Genomic DNA, 15,827 nt, shown 5'->3' with positions numbered 1-15,827 from the left:
CGCCCGGTTACATTCCGAACCCGGAAGCTAAGCCTTTCCGCGCCGATGGTACTGCAGGGGGGACCCTGTGGGAGAGTAGGACGCCGCCGAACAATCTTTCAGGACCCTTGGTCCCAGCGTTCACGCTGGGACCAAGGGTCCTTTTTGTTTTTCCGAAGCGCGCCGAACTGGTCGGTGCGCGAGAATGAATGCAGTACCGAAGACAGGAGTCACGTCGATGTCCACCAATTCTTCCGACGATCGTTCGGAGCGCCGGCCGCAGCGGCGCGACGACGGCGACCGCGGTGGTTTCCGGCGTGACGACCGCGGGTCGCGCGGCGACAACCGTGGCGGTGACCGCGGGGGTTACCGACGTGATGACCGCCCCTCGGGTGGCGACCGTGGCGGCTATCGCGGTGGCGACCGGCGGGATGACCGCGGCGGGGACCGTGGTGGCTTCCGTAGGGATGACCGCGGGCCGCGGCGGGATGACCGTTCTTATGGCGGCGACCGGCGGGATGATCGTGGTGGGTTCCGTCGTGATGAGCGGCCGTCGGGTGGTGACCGTGGTGGGTACCGCGGTGGTGACCGGCGCGATGACCGCGGTGGCGATCGTGGCGGTTTCCGTAGGGACGACCGTTCCCCTGGTGGTGACCGTGGGGGATTCCGTCGTGATGAGCGGCCGTCCGGTGGCGACCGTGGTGGCTTCCGCCGTGACGACCGTCGTGATGACCGGCGGGATGATCGTGGTGGGTTCCGGCGGGATGACCGGCCGTCCGGTGGTGACCGTGGTGGGTACCGCGGTGGTGACCGGCGCGATGACCGCGGTGGGGACCGTGGTGGGTTCCGTCGTGATGACCGTGGTGGCGAGCGTGGTGGGTTCCGGCGGGATGACCGGCCGTCCGGTGGTGACCGTGGCGGGTTCCGTGGTGGTGACCGGCGGGATGACCGCGGTGGGGACCGGGGTGGGTTCCGTAGGGATGACCGTGGGCCGCGGCGGGATGATGAGCGTGGTGGCGGGTTCCGGCGGGAGGAGCGGGGCGGGGAGCGTCCCGGCTTCCGGCGTGATGACCGTCGTGATGACCGGCGGGATGATCGTGGTGGGTTCCGTCGTGATGACCGGCCGTCCGGTGGTGACCGTGGTGGGTACCGCGGTGGTGACCGGCGCGATGACCGTGGCGGCTTCCGGCGGGATGACCGGCGCGATGACCGTGGTGGGTTCCGCGGTGGCGACCGGCGGGACGACCGTGGCGGTGACCGGGGTGGGTTCCGTAGGGATGACCGTGGGCCGCGGCGCGATGACCGTGGGGGGTTCCGGCGGGATGACGAGCGTGGGGGGCGTCGGCCGTACGGCGGTGGCCGGGGGCGGGATGACCGGCGGGACGATCGCCGTGATGACCGGCGGGACCGGGACCGGGAGCCGATCAAGCGGCTGCCGATTCCGGAGGATGTCACCGGTGAGGAGATCGACAAGGATGTGCGTCAGGAGCTGCTGAGCCTGCCGAAGACGCTGGCCGATGATGTCGCCAAGAACCTGGTGATGGTGGCGAAGCTGCTGGATGAGGACCCGGAGCAGGCCTACGGCTACTCGCGGGTGGCGCTGCGGCTGGCGTCCAGGGTCGCCGCGGTGCGTGAGGCCGCGGGCTTCGCGGCGTACGCGGTCGGCAAGTACAGCGAGGCGCTGGCGGAGTTCCGGGCGGCGCGGCGGATGACCGGCAGCGTGGAGCTGTGGCCCGTCATGGCGGACTGCGAGCGTGGTCTCGGCCGTCCGGAGAAGGCGATGGCCATGGCCGGTGAGCCCGAGGTGCAGAAGCTCGACAAGGCCGGCCAGGTCGAGATGCGGCTGGTCGCGGCGGGTGCCCGGCGGGACATGGGCCAGGCGGACGCCGCGGTGGTGACCCTCCAGAGCCCGGAGCTCGCGTCGAGTGCGGTGCACCCGTGGACGGCGCGGCTGCGTTACGCGTACGCGGACGCGCTGCTGGCGGTCGGGCGTGAGGAGGAGGCGCGCGACTGGTTCGCCAGGGCGCTGGAGGCCGACCAGGGCGGTACGACGGACGCCTCGGACCGGCTCGCGGAGCTGGATGGCGTGGAGTTCACCGACGCGCTGGAAGAGGACGACGAGGCGGATACGGCCGAGGATGACGGCGAGCAGGGCGAGGCCGGTGCCGCGAAGGAGTGAGCCGGCCGTCGGCTGAGCCGATGTGACGCATGAGATGTGACGCGTGAGATGTGACGCATGAGGAAGGGCGGGACCCCGGGGAGGGGTCCCGCCCTTCTGCGTGTGGGGGTGCGGTCAGGAGGCCGGAGCGTACGGGGCGAGGGGGTTGCGGAGGGTGCCGATGAGCTGGAGGGCGCCCGCCGGGTCCTGGAGGTCGACCATCTCCTGGTTGTTGCGCAGCTGGAGGCGGTTGAGGCAGGAGAGCGCGAACTCGTCGGTGAACAGGTCGTAGTGGTCGAACTTGTCGGCGAGGTGGGGGTGGGCCGTCTGATAGTCGGTGACACAGGCGGCGACCGTGCGCCAGAAGGTGTCCTCGTCGAGGATGCCGTGGTCGTCGAGGGTGCTGCTGAGGAAGCGGAAGAAGCAGTCGAAGACGTCGGTGAAGACGGACAGGAGTTTCTTGTCCTCGGGGACGTCGGCGCGGATGCGTTCGACGGCGGGCGGCAGGACCGCGTCGGGGTCCATGACGGCGATCTCCTCGGCGATGTCCTTGAAGATCACGCGGGCCACGGCGCCGTCCTCGATGACCAGGATGGCGTTCTCGCCGTGCGGCATGAAGACCAGGTCGTAGGCGTAGAAGGCGTGGAGTACGGGCGTGAGGTAGGCGTCCAGGTAGCGGCGGAGCCAGACGGCGGGTTCCAGGCCGGACTCCTCGATGAGGGCGGCGGCGAGGGAGCCGCCGTCCTCGTCGGTGTGCAGGAGGGAGGCCATGGTGGCCAGGCGCTGGCCCGGTTCGATGGTGGGGACGGGGCTCTCGCGCCACAGGGCGGCGAGCATCTTCCGGTACGGGGAGCCCTTGGCGGTGGCGGCCTCGTACTGGCGGTGGTGGTAGCCGAGGGCGGCGCGCTCCCGGATGATCGAGAAGCGGGCGGCCCGGAAGGTGTCATCGGCGTCGATCAGGCGGGCCAGCCAGTCGTTGATGGCCGGGGTGGCCTCCATGTAGGACGCGGACAGACCGCGCATGAAGCCCATGTTGAGGACGGAGAGTGCCGTTTTGACGTAGTGCTTGGTGGGGCTGGTGGTGTTGAAGAAGGTGCGGATCGACTGCTGGGCCAGGTAGTCGTCGTCGCCGGGGCCCAGGCACACCAGGCGCTGCCGGGCGACTTCGGCGGCGAAGGTGACGGAGAGCTTGTTCCACCACTGCCAGGGGTGAGTGGGGAAGAAGTAGTAGTCGGCGGGGTCGAGGCCGAGGGTGGTGAGGGTGGCGGTGAAGCGGGCGCGGGTCCGGTCGGGGAGTTCGTCGCGGATCAGGGCGTCGTAGTCGAGGCCGGCGCCGGCGGTGAAGGTGGCGTGGTCGCGGTGGGCGGCGAGCCAGATCAGCCGGAGCGGGGCCGCGGTCTCGGGGGCGTAGGCGTGGTACTCGTGGATGCCGAAGCCGAGCCGGCCGTTGTTGGCGACGAAGCAGGGGTGGCCCTCGGTCATGCCGGTCTCGATGGCCTGGAAGTCGGCCTTCGCGAGCTCCGCGGCGGAGGGCCGGCCGGCGGCGAGTTTGTAGGCGGTACCGGAGAGGGTGGAGCTGATCTCCTCCAGGTAGACCGGGAGGATCGCCTCGCCGAGGCCCAGGGAGTCCCGGAGTTCGAGGAAGAACGCCAGGGCGTCCAGGGGGAGTTCGTCGTGGTCGCGGTGGCGGGTGATGCTGTCGGCGTCGATCTGCCAGTGGTCCAGGGCGCGTCTGCGGGCGGCGAAGCGGTACTCGGTGGCGCCGTCGTCGCTGCGTACGGCGTAGTGGCCGTCCTGCGGGAGGCGCCGGGGAGTGAGCAGCCGCTCATGGGCGAACTCGGCGAGGCCCTTGCGGATCAGCAGCCGGTTGGCGCGGGCCCACAGGCCGGGGGTGAGGTGGGCGACGGCGTCCCGGGCGGACAGGTGCGGGGTGCCGTCGGAGGGGGCGGTCATCAGTGGTCTCCTCGGGTGGCCAGGAACTGGTCGCGGGTGCAGGTGCTGAGGTAGGCGTCTTTGGAGGGGAGCGAGACGGTGCGCAGGACCTCGAAGCCGACGGCCTTGTTGAGGGCGTGGACGGCGGTGTTGCGCGCGTCGGGCTCGACGACGACGCGGCGGGTGTCCGGGTCGGCGAAGAGCATCTCCATGACGGTGGTGATCACGGCGCGGGTGAAGCCGTGCACGGGGGTGTCGGTGGGCGCCGACAGGAAGTGCATGCCGATGTCGCCGGGTTCGGCGGCGTGGATGCCGACGAGTTCGCGGTGGGCGGGGTCGTAGCGCTCCATGAGGAAGGCCGGGGTGCCGTTGTGCAGGCCGAGGAAGGCGTCGTGGAAGGGGTCGGCGGAGATGCGCGCGAACTCCTTCTCGACGGCGGCGAGGTCGCAGTCCTGCATCAGCCAGAAGGCGGCCTTGGGGTGGGTGACCCAGCGGTGCAGCAGTTCGGCGTCGCCGTACGGGTCGACCGGGCGGAGCGAGAACTCCCCGAGAGCGGCGTCGGTGCGGGTGAAGAGGGGGGTGGTCATGCCGGGAGCTCCATGGGGTGGTGCGGGCCGGCCGGACCGGCCGGGGCGGCGAACTCCTGGAAGGCGATGGCCTTTTCGACCGGGTAGTACTCGCGGCCGAGCAGTTCGCGGATGATGCACGCGTTGCGGTAGGCGGCCATGCCGAGGTCGGGGGTGACGAAGCCATGGGTGTGCAGCTCGGCGTTCTGCACGAAGATGCCCTGGCCGGTGGTGTCGATGCTGTAGTTGCGCGCGACGTCGTAGCGGCCGGCGTCGTCCCAGACGATGCGGTCGCGGACGGGGGAGAGGAAGTCCGGTACGCGGTAGCGGTAGCCGGTGGCGAGGATCAGGCCCTGGGTGTCGAGGGCGAAGTCCGTGCCCTGTTCCTCCTGGCGCAGGCCCAGGGTGTAGGTGCCGGACGTCTCGTCGTAACGCGCCCGGTGCAGGGCGGTGTTGGTCAGGAGCCGGGTGGGGACGGGGCCGGCCAGGTTCTTCTGGTAGAGCAGATCGAAGATGTCGTTGATCAGCTCGGAGTCGATGCCCTTGTACAGGTGCTTCTGGGTGGCGTTGAGGCGGTCGCGGGTGGCCGGCGGGAGGGCGTGGAAGTAGTCCACGTACTCCGGGGAGGTCATCTCCAGCGTGAGCTTGGTGTATTCGAGGGGGAAGAAGCGTGGGGAGCGGGTGGCCCAGGTCAGGTGGTAGCCGTGGCTGTCGATGTCCTGGAGGAGGTCGTAGTAGATCTCGGCCGCGCTCTGGCCGCTGCCGATGAGGGTGATGCTGTCCTTGGCCTGGAGGGCGGCCTTGGCGTCGAGGTACCCGGCGTTGTGCAGCAGATCGCCGCCCAGCTCCCGGCAGGCGTCGGGGAGGTACGGCGGGGTGCCGGTGCCCAGGACGAGCCGGCGGGCGCGGAAGGTGTGACGTTCGCCGGTGGGCAGCTGCTCGGCGTGGACGACGTAGAGCTCCTCGCGCTCGTCGTACTCGACGGTGGTGACCCGGTGGCCGAAGCGGATGGAGTCGAGTTTGCCGGCCGCCCAGCGGCAGTAGTCGTTGAACTCGGCGCGCAGCGGATAGAAGTTCTCGCGGATGTAGAACGAGTACAGCCGCCCCGATTCCTTGAGGTAGTTCAGGAACGAGAAGGGGGAGCTGGGGTCGGCGAGGGTGACCAGGTCGGCCAGGAACGGCACCTGGAGGTGGCTGCTGTCCAGCATCATGCCGGGGTGCCAGTCGAAGGACGCCTTGTCGTCGAGGAACAGGCCGTCGAGTCCGTCGATCGGCTCGGTCAGGCAGGCCAGGCCCAGGTTGAACGGGCCGAGGCCGATGGCGATGAAGTCGTAAGGGGCGGACACAGGGGTCTCCGAGGGGGACTGTTGACGGGGGAGGGTCAGCGCGCGCTGAGGGCCGGCCGGGGCTGCTCGGCGAGGAAGCTGCCGGCGTGCTCGGCGATCAGATCGAGGACGGTGGCGATGTCCTCCAGCGTGGTCTCCGGGTTGAGCAGGGTGAACTTGAGGTAGTGGCGGCCGTCGACGACGGTGCCCGCGACGATCGCCGCGCCGGAGGCGAACAGCGCCTCCCTGGCGTGCAGATTGACCCGGTCGCTGAGTTCGGGGTCCTGGTCGGTGGAGGGCACGTAGCGGAAGACCAGGGTGCTCAGCCGGGGCTCGACGACGACCTCGAAGCGGGGGTCGTCGTGCAGCAGTTTCCAGGCGTCCGCGGCCCGGTCGATGACCTCGTCGAAGAGTTCGCCGACGGCCTGGGCGCCCATGATGCGCAGGGTGAGCCAGAGCTTGAGGGCGTCGAAGCGGCGGGTGGTCTGGATCGACTTGTCGACCTGGTTGGGGATGCGCTGCTCCACCATGCGGCGGGGGTTGAGATAGTCCGCGTGGTAGGTGACATGCCGCAGGGTGGCGCGGTCGCGGACCAGGATGGCGCTCGAACTGACCGGCTGGAAGAAGGACTTGTGGTAGTCGACGGTCACCGAGTCGGCGCGTTCGATGCCGGCCAGCAGGGCGCGGCGGCGGGAGACCAACAGTCCGCAGCCGTAGGCGGCGTCGACATGCATCCAGGTGCCGTATCCGGCGCACAGGCCGGCGATCTCGGGAAGCGGGTCGATGGAGCCGAAGTCGGTGGTGCCGGCGGTGGCGACGACGGCCATGGGTATCAGGCCGTCGCGCCGGCAGCGGGCCAGTTCGGCGGCGAGTGCGTCGGTGCGCATGCGCTTGGAGTCGTCGCAGGGGACGGCGATGACGGCTTCGGCGCCCATGCCGAGCAGGGTGGCCGACTTGCGGATGCTGAAGTGGCTGCATTCGGAGGTGAGGATGCGCAGCCGGGGCAGGACGTCGGTGAGGTGGGCGTCGGTCGCGCCCTCGCGGCTCAGCTCCCGGCGGCAGGCCTCGTCGCGGGCGAGCAGCATGGCCTGGAGGTTGGACTGGCTGCCGCCGCTGGTGAAGATGCCGTCGGCCGCCTCGCCCAGGCCGATCCGCTCGGTCGTCCAGTCGATCAGCCGGCGCTCGATGAGCGTGCCGCCCGCGCTCTGGTCCCAGGTGTCCAGGGAGGAGTTGACGGCGGAGAGCACGGCCTCGCCGACGAGGGCGGGGATCACCACGGGGCAGTTGAGGTGCGCGAGGTAGCGCGGGTGATGGAAGTAGACGGCGTCGCGGAGGTAGACCTCTTCGAGTTCGTCGAGCGCGGCGGCCGCGTCGTGCAGCGGGCTGTCGAGGTCGACGCCGGCGATGGTGGGGGTGAGGCCGTCGACGGTGATGCCGGTGAACGGCTGGGCGGTGCCGGCGATTTTGGCGCTGATCCGCGTGACGCTCTCGGTGACCGCGCTCCGGTAGTGCCGGGCGGTGCCGTTGGTGAGCAGATAAGCCCGGTGGTCGGCCGGGTCCTCGGCGGAATGCGCGAGGAGACTCATGAAGGTGTCCTCCCTGGTGCGGAGTTGACCACGTCCTGCGCAGGACAGGGTGTGCGCAGGGGCAGGGAGACCCCGCCCGGCGACGTAGTGAGGTAAGCCTAACCTAACTAGGACTGCCGGGCGGGGCTGAGAGACCGTGAAGGCGCCTGAAGATCAGTTCTCGTCGCCGTCCAGGGTGCGCAGGACCAGGCCCGTGGCGGGCTTGGGGCCGAAGGAGGTGGACTTCCGCGGCATCGTCACGCCGTGCTCGGCGAGCTGACGGACCGTCTCCTCGGAGGTGGCGCGCATCAGCACGGCCGTCCCGCCGTGCCGGGCGGCCTGCTCGACGGCGGCTTCGGTGTGATGCAGATAGCCGATGTCCGACGGGTGGTCAGGAATGTGCCAGACCTCGTCCAGCAGGACGGAGTGCAGCACGGTGGCGTCCAGTTGCCGCCAGGCCTCGGGCCGGTCCCGGCGGATCGTCCGGTCCAGCAGGCCGGGGTCGGGACGGTCCAGGAGATGGAAGGAGTCCGGCCCGCCGGCGAGCACGAAGGCGGTGCCGGGCGTCTCCTCCAGGGCCTCCATGGCGGCGGACAGCTCGCCGGGGAGGGCGCGGGCACGGAAGGCGCCGGCCAGGTCCGCCAGTGCCTTGGCGGGCGGCAGATGCGGCAGTACCCGGTGGATCGCGCGGACCTGGAGCGGGTAACGGGCGGTGTCCACCAGCAGCACCAGGCCGGAGGCCCAGGGCGAGCCGGCGGTGGTGCCGGGCCGCTGCTCGTACAGCCGCTGGTAGGTCGCCCAGCGGTGGTGGCCGTCGGCGATCAGGGCCTGCCGGTGGGTGAGGTCGTCGTCGATGGCGGTGAGGTCGGCCGGGTCGGTGACCGCCCACAAGCGGTGCGCGAAGCCGTCCTCCGTAGTGGTGGCGAGCAAGGGCTCCCGTTCCACCACGCGCTCGATGACCGCGGCGGCGCCGGTCGCGGTGCCCTCACCGCGGTAGGAGAGCAGCAGCGGTTCGAAGTTCGCGGCCGCCGCCCGCATCAGGGCGGCCCGGTCCTCGACCACCTCGGGGATGACGCCCTCGTGCGGCAGCACCGGACCGTCCAGCCGCAGCGCCCCGATCAGCCCGCGCTGGAGCACCTCGCCGGCGCGCTGCTCGTAGACGTACAGCGCGGGCTCGGCGTCCTGCGTCAGCACGCCCTCGCTGCGCCAGCGGTGCAGGGTGTCGGCGGCCTGGCGGTGGCGGGTGGTGGGGTCAGCGGCGTGCGGGAGGATCAGCCGGACGATGTTGTACGGATCGGCGGTCTCCAAGTGGCGCACGCCGTCCGGCCGGACCACCACGTCGTACGGCGGGGACATCACAGCGGTCAGGCTGCTGACCCGCTCCGGGGCGTAACGCAGCCCGCGGAACGGGAGGAGGCGGAGGCCGTCGGTACTGGTCATTGAAGAATGCTATGCCGCCGGACGGATGAGGGAAGATCGGGGGACAGCCCGTGCGTGGCTGGAAATATCGGTACGCGCGAAGTGGAGGGCGAGGGTCCCCACGGTGCGGTGAGTGCGCCCCCGGGGGCGGCGGATGCCCGGCGCGATGTGTGGAGCGAGGAGCGAGACGGCATGAACGAGCAGGTTCGCAGGCGGCCCGACGGGTCCCGGCAGGCGCTGAGCGAGGCATATGACACCGCGCTGCTGGATCTGGACGGGGTGGTCTACGCCGGCGGACAGGCCATCGAGCACGCCGTGGCGTCGCTGACGCGGGCGCGGGAGGGCGGAATGCACCTCGCCTATGTGACCAACAACGCCGCCCGGACCCCACAGGCCGTCGCCGACCAGCTGTCCGGTTTTGGTCTGCCGACCGGTCCGGACGATGTGATCACCTCGGCGCAGGCGGTGGCGCGGCTGATCTCCGAGCAGGTGCCGGCGGGCTCTCGGGTGCTGGCCATCGGCGGCGAGGGGCTGCGGGTGGCGCTGCGCGAGCGCGGTCTCGTCCCGGTCGGCTCCGCGGACGACGACCCGGCGGCCGTGGTGCAGGGCTACGACCCCTCGCTGGACTGGGAGCGGCTGGCGGAGGCCGCGTACGCGGTGCAGCGCGGAGTGCCCTGGTTCGCGTCCAACACGGATCTGACGATCCCCAAGGAGCGTGGGATCGCGCCCGGCAACGGTGCGTTGGTGGAGGTGGTCCGGATCGCCGCGGGCGGCAGCCCGCAGGTGGCGGGCAAGCCGCAGCCGCCGATGCACCGCGAGACGGTGCTGCGGACCGGTGCGCGGCGGCCGCTGGTGATCGGCGACCGGCTCGACACCGACATCGAGGGAGCCTGCAACGGCGAGGTCGACTCGCTGCTTGTGCTCACCGGCGTCACCACACCCGCCGAGCTGCTGGCGGCCCCGCCGCAGCACCGCCCCGCCTATGTGGACGAGGATCTGCGCGGGCTGCTGACCCCGCAGCCGGAGGTGACCGCCGCCGACGGCGGTTTCCGGTGCGGCGGCTGGCGGGCCGAGGCGGCCGGCGACGCCCTGCGGGTGGCGGGCGAGGGCGCACCCCTCGACGGGCTGCGGGCGCTGTGCGCGGCGGCCTGGACGGCGGCGGGGGACGGCAGTTACGCGGCGGACACGGGGCCGGCGCTGGCGCGGATCGGCAGGTGAGAGGGTGTCCCGGCGCGCGGGGTCAGTCCTCCTCGGGCGCCGGGGCACCGGCCGTCAGCTCCGCGAGCAGCTCTTCCTCGGAGGCGCCACGGCGCCAGTAGCCGGTGAACTTGACGGCCCTGCGGTCGATGCCGCGCTCGCGGACGAGATGCCTGCGCACCGCCTTGACGGTGCCGGACTCGCCGGCGATCCAGGCGTACGGGGTGCCCTCGGGAAGCTCGGCGGCGCGCAGGGCGTCGAGCACCGGCTCGTGCCGTGCGGCGGTCGCTCCGTCCCGGACGAGCCAGGTGATGTCGGTGTCGGCGAAGGACGGCAGCTGCTGCCGGTCGTCCTCGTGCGCGATCTCGATCCAGACCTTGGCGCGGGTGCCGGGGGAGAGCCAGGACAGGATGCCGGCGATCGCGGGCAGTGCCGTCTCGTCGCCGGTGATCAGGATCCAGTCGGTACCGGCCGGCGGCCGGAAGTCGACACCGCCGTTGTCCTCCACGGCCGGGGCGAGGACGGTCAGCCGGTCGCCGGGCCGGGCCTGCGCGGCCCAGCGGGAGGCGGGGCCGCCGGCCAGCGGCGAGGCGACCGGCCCGGCACCGTGCAGCGCGAAGTCGACATCGAACTCCCGTGGTTCATGGCGCTGTTCGCGGATGGTGTACGAGCGCATCACCGGCCGCTCGGCCGGGTCCTGCGCCCGCCAGGTGGTGTACCAGCCGTCGCCGGTGTCGTGGAAGACCGGCCGCTCCTGGTGGGGCTGCGGGAGGAAGAGCTTGAAGCGCTGGTCACGACCGCCGGAGGCCAGTTCGGCCAGCCGTTCACCGCCGAAGGTGACCCGCACCACGGAGGGGCTCAGCCGTCGGGTCCGTACGACATGCACGTCGAAGAAGCGGAACGGTGCGGTGGCGGGGGCGGCGGTCGTGGTCATGTGGGGGACCTCCCGGGACGGGGCGGGGACTGTCGGTGTGGTGGTGCGGTGGCTTTCGGGTGGTGCGATGGCTTTCGGCGTATGCCGAGGCGCTGAGGTGCGTGGGTGCCGCGGTGGACCGTGGCGGCCGGGAGGTGCTGCGGCCGGGCCCGGCGATCCACCGCGGCGGTACGTCACTTGGTCTTCTTGGCGCCCTCGATGGCCTTGGCGAGCGACTCGATGAGCGGGGCGGCGCCCGCGTAGGAGAAGCGCGGTTCGCTCGACCACGGGGTGATCTGGCCGGCCTTGACCGCGGGCAGCTTGGCCCAGGAGGGCTTGGCCGCCAGGTCCTTGGGCTGGAGGGTGGCGGTCCGGTTGTCCAGCAGGAGCACATCCGCCTGGTACTTGTCGGCGTTCTCCCAGCTCAGGCTCTCGAAGTAGCCGCCCTTGTCCAGGTGGTCGGGGACGATCAGATCGACGCCGAGGGACTTGTAGTACATGAGGTCGGCGTTGATGCCGGGGTTGGACGCGTAGAAGAGGTCCGGGCTGCCGGAGCAGGCGAGCACCTTGACCGGGTGGGACTTGGCGGCCTTGCGCAGCGCCGCGGACGCCTTCTCGAAGCGGGCCTTGGCGTCGGTGACCTTCTTCGCCCGGAGGTCGGCGCCGAGCGACTCGGCCAGCTCGGCGTAGCGTTCGATGATCTTGACGAGCGGGACCCGGGCCGAGGTGATGGCGACGGTCTTCGCCAGCGGGGTGATCTTGTCCTTGCTGTCGTCCGGTACGAACCACAGGGCGCCCGGCTCGTACATGTTCGTGACCAGCAGATCGGGGCGCAGGGACGCGTACTTCTCGACGTTGAACTGGTTGTAGGCGTTGCCGATGATGGTGACCTTGTCGACATCCAGGTCGCCCGCCTGCGGATCGGGCTTGCCGTTCTTCAGCTTCGTGGGGCCGAAGACACCGACGATCTGCTCGTCGATCCCGAAGTCGTGCAGTGCGGCCGCGGTGCCGGTGAAGGCGACGATGCGCTGCGGGGTGTTCTTCAGCGAGACCTTCTGCTCGCGGTCGTCGGTGAACGACCACGGGCCGGTGTCGGCGCCCTTGTCGGCACCCCCCGAGCCCTTGTCTCCGCCGCATGCGGCCAGCAGGGCGCCGATACCGACGGCGCCCCCCGCGGCCAGGATGCCGCGACGGGACAGAGTGACGTGTGGGGAGGTGCTCATGGGTGCACTTCTCTCTGGGAGGGGCTGCGAGTTGAATGTGAGGGTAGGCTAACCTAACCGTCGTGTTGGTTGACAGTCCCCCCGAAGCGGCAACGGCTCCGGACCCCGTGACACCCCGGCGGCGCCCCCTCCTGCGTTCCGCGGGGCTGGTGGTCTCGGTGGCCGTATTGGCCGTCATCGTCGTCCTCGGCATCGCCGTCGGCGCCAAGCAGATCCCCCTCGACCAGGTGTGGCACGGGGTGTTCCACTACTCCGGCTCCGACACCGACGTCGTCATCCGCGATGTCCGCTTCCCGCGCACCCTGCTCGGCCTGCTCGTCGGCGCCGCGCTCGGCCTGGCCGGCACGGTCATGCAGGCGCTGACCCGAAACCCCCTGGCGGACCCCGGAGTTCTCGGCATCAACGCCGGTGCCTCGGCCGCGGTCGTCACCGCCGTCAGCTTCTTCGGCATCACCTCGCTGACCGGCTATGTGTGGTTCGCGTTCGCCGGGGCCGCGGTGGTCAATGTCGCGGTGTACGTCCTCGGCGGCACCCGGGGCGCCACGCCCGTACGGCTCGCCCTGGCCGGCACCGCGCTGACCGCCGTCCTGGTCGGCTACATCAACGCCGTCAATCTGATGGACACCGCGGCGCTGGACAAGATGCGCTTCTGGACGGTGGGTTCGCTGGCCTCGGCCACTCTGCCGACGGTCACCGCGATCGCGCCGTTCCTGGCGGTGGGCGGCGTCCTCGCGCTGCTGATCGCCCGGCCGCTGAACGCCATCGCGCTCGGCGACGACCAGGCGCGGGCGCTGGGTGCCCGGCTGACCCGCACCCGGGTGCTGGCGATGCTCGCCGTCACCCTGCTGTGCGGCGGGGCGACCGCCGCCTGCGGCCCGATCGTCTATGTGGGCCTGATGGTTCCGCATGCCGTACGCGCCGTCACCGGGCCCGATATGCGCTGGATCCTGCCGTACTCCGCGGTGCTCTCACCGGTCCTGCTGCTCGGTGCGGATGTCCTCGGCCGGGTCGTGGCCCGGCCCGGTGAGCTCCAGGTCGGCATCGTCACGGCCGTCCTCGGCGGACCGGTCTTCATCTATCTCGTACGACGTCGGAGGATGGCCCAGCTGTGAGCGCGACCGTGAAGTCCGGTGAGGCGGTGGGTTCCGGGGCCGGGAAGACCCGGGCGACGGGGGCCCGGCGGGTGCGGGCGGTACGCACCAAGGGCGGCCTGTCGGTGCGCCTGGACGTACGCGCCACGGCCGTCGGACTGCTGCTGCTGGCCGTCGCACTGGCCGCCGCCGTCGCCCTGATCGGCTCCGGCGACTACCCGATGACCCCGGCCGAGGTGCTCGCCGCCCTGACCGGCGGAGGGGACGCCGGCCAGCAGTACATCGTGCACGATCTGCGGCTGCCGCGGGTTCTGGTGGGGCTGTTGGTCGGGGCGGCGTTCGGGGTTTCCGGGGCCGTCTTCCAGACCGTCTCCCGCAATCCGCTGGGCAGCCCGGACGTCCTGGGTTTCGCCCAGGGCTCGTCCGTCGGCGCCCTGGCCGCCATCGTCTACTTCCAGGCCGATGCCTTCGGGGTCGCGGCCGGAGCGGTGGCCGGCGGGGTGGGCACCGGGATCGCCATCTTCCTGCTCGCCTGGAAGCGCGGCATCCACGGCTACCGCTTCGTGCTCGTCGGCATCGGAGCCAGCGCCATGCTCTACGCGATGGTGCTCTTCCTCATGACCAAGGCGAACATCGTCGAGGCGACCCGGGCCACCACCTGGATGACCGGTTCCCTCAACGGCCGTGACTGGGACCAGGTCCAGCCACTGGCCGCGGTCTGCGCCGTCCTCGTCCCGCTGCTGCTGTTCTACGGGCGGCCGCTGCGCATGCTGGAGATGGGCGATGACGCCGCGTCCGCGCTCGGCGTACGGGTCGACCGGGTCCGTGTCGTCGTGCTGCTGGCGGCGGTGGTGCTCGTCGCCGCCGCCACCGCGGCGGCCGGGCCGATCTCCTTCGTCGCGCTCACCGCACCCCAGCTGGCCCGCCGGCTGACCCTTCCGCGCTGGCTCAAGGGCGGGGGGAGCGGGGGCGGTGCTCCGATGCCCGGTCCCAATCTGGTGCTCTCCGGCCTCATGGGTGCCGTGCTGCTGGTCGCCGCCGACTGGGCGTCCCAGCGGCTCTTCGGCGCCGACCAGCTGCCAGTGGGGGTGCTCACCGGTGTCCTCGGCGGCGGCTATCTGCTGTGGCTGCTGGCCACGGAGCGCAAGGCGGGACGGGTGTGAGCGGCCGGGCGACGGCGGAAGGACCGGCCGGGAGGCGGGCGCCGGAGGGACCGGCCGGGAGGCGGGCGCCGGCGGGCGGTGCGGGATGCGCCGGGCGGCGGACGCCGGAGAACGGCCCGACCCGCGCCGGGCGGCTATCCCGCGGCGGGCCGGGCGACGGTGCGGCCCCCGGCAGGCGGCGGCCCCTGGCCGGCGACGGTGCGGCCGGTACCGGGCCGGCCCACAGCAGTGACACGACAACCCCAGGAGTTCCGAAGTGAGCCGTCTCTCGGCCGAGAACGTCACCCTCGCCTACGACCAGCGGGTCATCGCCGAGAACCTCTCGGTCGCCATCCCCGACCACTCCTTCACGGTCATCGTCGGCCCCAACGCCTGCGGTAAGTCCACGCTGCTGCGCGCGCTGTCGCGGATGCTCAAACCGGCCAGGGGATCGGTCCTGCTGGACGGCGCGGCGATCTCCTCGCTGCCGGCCAAGAAGGTCGCCAGGACACTCGGGCTGCTGCCGCAGTCCTCGATCGCCCCGGACGGGATCACCGTGTCGGACCTGGTGGCCCGCGGCCGCTATCCGCACCAGGGGCTGCTGCGGCAGTGGTCGCCCGAGGACGAGCGGATCGTCGAGGAGTCGATGGCGGCCACCGGCGTCGGCGAGCTGGCCGACCGCTATGTCGACGAGCTGTCCGGCGGGCAGCGGCAGCGGGTGTGGATCGCGATGGCGCTCGCCCAGCAGACCCCGCTGTTCCTGCTGGACGAGCCGACGACCTATCTGGACATCCAGCATCAGATCGAGGTGCTGGACCTGTGCGCCGAACTCCACGAGGAACAGGGACGCACGCTGGTCGCGGTCCTCCACGACCTCAATCACGCGGCCCGTTACGCGACGCATCTCATCGCCATGAAGGACGGCGCGGTCATCGCCGAGGGCGCCCCGGCCGACATCGTCACGGCGGAACTGGTGGAGCGGGTCTTCGGCCTCGGCTGCCAGATCATCGAGGACCCGGAAAGCGGCACTCCGTTGGTCGTGCCGGCGGCACGCAAGCCGCGTAATGGGGGTGCCCGCCGGGGTCGGGCGACGGAGGAGCAGTCGTCCGCGGGGGAGGGGGCGCCTCCGGCAGCGGAGAAGGCTGCGGGGGTGCAGGAGTCTGTGGGGGCTGAGGAGGCCTCGGGGGCTGAGGAGGCTTCGGCGGGGGTTGGGCGGGGGAGCGGTCGGTAGGGGAGAGGGGGAGGGAGAGGGAGAGGGCGGGGCGCGTCGTGGGGCTGTGGCTGGTAGGTCGGGCCGCGCCGGGCGTGATGTGTCAG

General features: G+C 71.4%; 13 protein-coding genes and 1 rRNA gene. 7 read left to right on the top strand and 7 right to left on the bottom strand.

Annotated features, from left to right (window positions below):
* The 3 genes from rrf to ACZ4XD_RS14145 form a co-directional block, all read left to right on the top strand.
* Window positions 1–92, top strand: a 5S ribosomal RNA gene (gene rrf / locus ACZ4XD_RS14155); the annotation flags it as partial.
* A 204-nt stretch (window positions 93–296) separates the two neighbouring features.
* Window positions 297–1,475: a hypothetical protein gene (locus ACZ4XD_RS14150; RefSeq protein ID WP_468041815.1), complete on the top strand. Its 1,179-nt coding sequence runs from the start codon at window positions 297–299 to the stop codon at window positions 1,473–1,475.
* The gene (locus tag ACZ4XD_RS14145; protein ID WP_468041813.1) at window positions 1,412–2,158 is read left to right on the top strand and encodes a tetratricopeptide repeat protein; all 747 of its coding nucleotides are present in this window, start codon (window positions 1,412–1,414) and stop codon (window positions 2,156–2,158) included. The genes ACZ4XD_RS14150 and ACZ4XD_RS14145 overlap by 64 nt, the downstream gene beginning before the upstream one ends.
* Window positions 2,159–2,272: 114 nt before the next feature.
* Here the strand turns inward: ACZ4XD_RS14145 and ACZ4XD_RS14140 are convergent, their stop codons facing one another.
* From ACZ4XD_RS14140 to ACZ4XD_RS14120, 5 genes are all read right to left on the bottom strand, one after another.
* Window positions 2,273–4,090: an IucA/IucC family protein gene (locus ACZ4XD_RS14140; protein WP_468041805.1), complete on the bottom strand. Its 1,818-nt coding sequence runs from the start codon at window positions 4,088–4,090 to the stop codon at window positions 2,273–2,275.
* A complete protein-coding gene (locus ACZ4XD_RS14135; protein WP_468041803.1) occupies window positions 4,090–4,656 on the bottom strand; it encodes a GNAT family N-acetyltransferase in 567 nt (188 codons plus the stop codon). Before ACZ4XD_RS14135 ends, ACZ4XD_RS14140 begins: the two co-directional genes overlap by 1 nt.
* Window positions 4,653–5,981, bottom strand: a complete 1,329-nt coding sequence (locus tag ACZ4XD_RS14130) for a lysine N(6)-hydroxylase/L-ornithine N(5)-oxygenase family protein (protein WP_468041801.1) — start codon at window positions 5,979–5,981, stop codon at window positions 4,653–4,655. Before ACZ4XD_RS14130 ends, ACZ4XD_RS14135 begins: the two co-directional genes overlap by 4 nt.
* 35 nt (window positions 5,982–6,016) lie before the next feature.
* Window positions 6,017–7,546, bottom strand: a complete 1,530-nt coding sequence (locus tag ACZ4XD_RS14125) for a pyridoxal phosphate-dependent decarboxylase family protein (RefSeq protein WP_468041798.1) — start codon at window positions 7,544–7,546, stop codon at window positions 6,017–6,019.
* A 153-nt stretch (window positions 7,547–7,699) separates the two neighbouring features.
* On the bottom strand, window positions 7,700–8,965 hold the full coding sequence (locus tag ACZ4XD_RS14120) for a DUF1015 family protein (protein WP_468041796.1): 1,266 nt from the start codon (window positions 8,963–8,965) through the stop codon (window positions 7,700–7,702).
* A gap of 171 nt (window positions 8,966–9,136) precedes the next feature.
* Here ACZ4XD_RS14120 and ACZ4XD_RS14115 point away from each other — a divergent pair, with 171 nt between their 5' ends.
* Complete coding sequence (locus ACZ4XD_RS14115; protein ID WP_468041793.1) at window positions 9,137–10,162, top strand: HAD-IIA family hydrolase; 1,026 nt, start codon at window positions 9,137–9,139, stop codon at window positions 10,160–10,162.
* 22 nt (window positions 10,163–10,184) lie between these two features.
* On the opposite strand, the gene ACZ4XD_RS14110 is transcribed toward ACZ4XD_RS14115, so the two are convergent.
* Window positions 10,185–11,075, bottom strand: coding sequence for a siderophore-interacting protein (locus ACZ4XD_RS14110; RefSeq protein WP_468041791.1), 891 nt, complete (start codon window positions 11,073–11,075; stop codon window positions 10,185–10,187).
* A gap of 173 nt (window positions 11,076–11,248) precedes the next feature.
* Entirely contained in the window at window positions 11,249–12,277 is a 1,029-nt protein-coding gene (locus ACZ4XD_RS14105) for an ABC transporter substrate-binding protein (protein ID WP_468041788.1), read from the bottom strand.
* A 62-nt stretch (window positions 12,278–12,339) separates the two neighbouring features.
* On the opposite strand from ACZ4XD_RS14105, the gene ACZ4XD_RS14100 reads away from it, so the two are divergent.
* From ACZ4XD_RS14100 to ACZ4XD_RS14090, 3 genes are all read left to right on the top strand, one after another.
* Window positions 12,340–13,389 (top strand): FecCD family ABC transporter permease, encoded by a 1,050-nt coding sequence (locus ACZ4XD_RS14100; protein ID WP_468041785.1) that lies wholly within the window; start codon window positions 12,340–12,342, stop codon window positions 13,387–13,389.
* On the top strand, window positions 13,386–14,531 hold the full coding sequence (locus tag ACZ4XD_RS14095; protein ID WP_468041782.1) for a FecCD family ABC transporter permease: 1,146 nt from the start codon (window positions 13,386–13,388) through the stop codon (window positions 14,529–14,531). The genes ACZ4XD_RS14100 and ACZ4XD_RS14095 overlap by 4 nt, the downstream gene beginning before the upstream one ends.
* Before the next feature lie 256 nt (window positions 14,532–14,787).
* The gene (locus tag ACZ4XD_RS14090) at window positions 14,788–15,741 is read left to right on the top strand and encodes an ABC transporter ATP-binding protein (protein ID WP_468041780.1); all 954 of its coding nucleotides are present in this window, start codon (window positions 14,788–14,790) and stop codon (window positions 15,739–15,741) included.
* Window positions 15,742–15,827 lie beyond the last annotated feature (86 nt).

Source organism: Streptomyces sp. NPDC029466 (genome assembly GCF_055574515.1).
The sequence above is the reverse complement of the archived record's forward strand: the minus strand, read 5'-3'. Positions and strand labels throughout refer to the sequence as shown.

Excerpts from the sequence above, each read along its gene's own strand:
- ACZ4XD_RS14120 (WP_468041796.1), bottom strand. The coding sequence starts at position 8,965 with ATGACCAGTACCGACGGCCTCCGCCTCCTCCCGTTCCGCGGGCTGCGT.
- ACZ4XD_RS14110 (WP_468041791.1), bottom strand. The coding sequence starts at position 11,075 with ATGACCACGACCGCCGCCCCCGCCACCGCACCGTTCCGCTTCTTCGAC.
- ACZ4XD_RS14125 (WP_468041798.1), bottom strand. The coding sequence starts at position 7,546 with ATGAGTCTCCTCGCGCATTCCGCCGAGGACCCGGCCGACCACCGGGCT.
- ACZ4XD_RS14115 (WP_468041793.1), top strand. The coding sequence starts at position 9,137 with ATGAACGAGCAGGTTCGCAGGCGGCCCGACGGGTCCCGGCAGGCGCTG.
- ACZ4XD_RS14105 (WP_468041788.1), bottom strand. The coding sequence starts at position 12,277 with ATGAGCACCTCCCCACACGTCACTCTGTCCCGTCGCGGCATCCTGGCC.
- ACZ4XD_RS14135 (WP_468041803.1), bottom strand. The coding sequence starts at position 4,656 with ATGACCACCCCCCTCTTCACCCGCACCGACGCCGCTCTCGGGGAGTTC.
- ACZ4XD_RS14140 (WP_468041805.1), bottom strand. The coding sequence starts at position 4,090 with ATGACCGCCCCCTCCGACGGCACCCCGCACCTGTCCGCCCGGGACGCC.